This window comes from Sandaracinobacteroides sp. (genome assembly GCF_057137845.1).
This window is the reverse complement of sequence record NZ_DBNHFX010000061.1, coordinates 1-2,001: the sequence shown is the minus strand read 5'-3', so window position 1 is coordinate 2,001 and position 2,001 is coordinate 1. Positions and strand designations below refer to the sequence as shown.

Below are 2,001 nucleotides of genomic sequence, written 5' to 3'. Positions count from 1 at the left end.
CCTTCGTCCGCGATGCCGGCCAGTGATGGCGTCTGCCCCGCAGCCCCGGCTGCCTGTGCATCGACGGGGGCCGGTGGCGCGCGTTGTGCTGGCGGGCGCGGCACTTCACCCTGCACAAGTTTCAACCGGCTGACCGCGTTATGCCCGAGGATTGCGTTCACCCGCTCCACCAGTTGTGGTGCAACATGCTGTAACTGAAGCGCAAAGGCGCCTTCCACCAGAACTGTCAGCGTGCCGCCGGAAGTTTCTCCGCGTGGGAATTTCAGCGTCTGCGGAACCGAATGTCGGGCATAGACCGGCCCGGCGACTTCGCCCCAGCGCGAGATCAGCACACCCTGCGAAAAGCCGAAGCGGCGAAACGCCATTCCGCCGACGTCCGGCAGCAGCGCCCCCACCTCGCGCACGCCGTTGCGCCGGGGCGCTGGCCCATCAGGTTTTCGCGGAGACTTCGCCATATCCATCTCCATGTGCCAGAGGGACCGCATGTCCGTCGACCGCTTTCCCCAGTCACTGCCGCAAACGCTGCTCGGCTGGTATGATCTGAACGCGCGCGCCCTGCCCTGGCGGCTGCCGCCCGGCGCCGGACGGCTGCCCGATCCCTATCCGGTCTGGCTGTCCGAGGTGATGGCGCAACAGACCCGCGTGCAGGTGGCTGCGCGCTATTGGGGCCGCTTCGTCACGCTTTGGCCCACCATCGACGCACTGGCCGCCGCCCCCGACGAGGACGTGATGCGCGAATGGGCAGGGCTTGGCTATTATGCCCGCGCCCGCAACCTGCTGGCGGCGGCGCGCGCCATCGCGGCAAATGGCGAATTCCCTGCAAACGCCGCTGCCTGGCGCACACTTCCCGGTGTCGGGCCATATACGGCAGCCGCCATTGCCGCGATCGCATTCGGCGAACCTGTTGCAGCGGTAGATGCGAATGTCGTGCGCGTGATGGCGCGCCTGATAATGCTGGATACGCCGGAATCGCTGGCACCCACCCGGCTGGCGCGCTTTCTGCAACCATATGTGCCGGTGGGCCGGCCGGGCGATTTCGCGCAAGCGCTGATGGAGCTTGGCGCGACCGTCTGCCTTCCGCGAAACCCGCGTTGCAGCGAATGCCCGCTGGCAAAGGATTGCGCCGCCCGCATCGCCGGTGAAGCCGATCGCTTTCCGCCGAAACCGCAGCCAAAAATCCATGTTGTGAAGCAAGGCCTTGCCTGGTGGATCACCGATGGAGATGCCGTTGCACTGGTTCGCCGGCCAGCGCGCGGTCTGCTTGGCGGCACGCTGGGTTTGCCGGGCACACCCTGGTCCGCCGACGAACCGCACGCCCTTCCCTTCGATGGCGACTGGCAGATACTGCCGACCCCGGTGCGCCACGTCTTTAGCCACTTCACGCTGAATCTGGCGGTCGCCTCCATCCGAATCCAGCGCAGGTGCCCCGACCTTGCGGGGGCGCCCCTGATCTGGACCGATCGTTCGGCGATCGGCACCGCAGGGCTTGCAAGCCTCTATCTGCGCGCCGCAGAGATGGTCGCGGCAGACCAGACGAACCGACAGGAGACGACATCCACATGACCAGCGCCAACAGACCGATGGGGTTCACCGGCTCGCCGCTCGACCGGGCGGATCACATGCGTCGCGATGCCGCAGCGGTTCAGGCGGCGCGGATGAACCCCGCCACCCGGTTCCTGATTCTGGAAAATCTGAAACCGCTGCTGACGGAAGACGGGCAGGATCTGTTCTGGGCGCGGCGCAGCGAGATCCCGACCGGAACGACGATCTTTCTGGGGCTGACGGCAGACGGCGACCCGCGCTTTGCCGTCGACGGCCGCGCCGACGACGACATTCCCGCACGTGCTACCGACGCGCGCATGGCGGGAGCAACATTGGGCGACGGCCGGGCTTCGATCGTGGCGCAGGCGCGCTCGATCCTCGACTGGCATCGCCGGCATGGGTTTTGTGCCGCCTGTGGCGCGCCGACCCGGATCGAAAAGGCTGGCTACAGTCGCCTGT

3 protein-coding genes are annotated in these 2,001 nt (G+C 67.0%); 2 read left to right on the top strand and 1 reads right to left on the bottom strand.

Going from position 1 to position 2,001, the window contains the following annotated elements:
- Positions 1-455 (bottom strand): DUF721 domain-containing protein (locus AC16JP_RS03075; protein ID WP_484339133.1); only part of this gene is annotated, 455 nt, incomplete at its 3' end.
- Positions 456-483: 28 nt separating this feature from the next.
- Between AC16JP_RS03075 and AC16JP_RS03070 the strand changes: the two genes are divergently transcribed.
- Complete coding sequence (locus AC16JP_RS03070) at positions 484-1,563, top strand: A/G-specific adenine glycosylase (protein WP_484339132.1); 1,080 nt, start codon at positions 484-486, stop codon at positions 1,561-1,563.
- Positions 1,560-2,001, top strand: a 442-nt coding sequence (locus AC16JP_RS03065; RefSeq protein ID WP_484339131.1) for an NUDIX-like domain-containing protein, incomplete at its 3' end; no start/stop codon positions are given. The genes AC16JP_RS03070 and AC16JP_RS03065, both read left to right, overlap by 4 nt.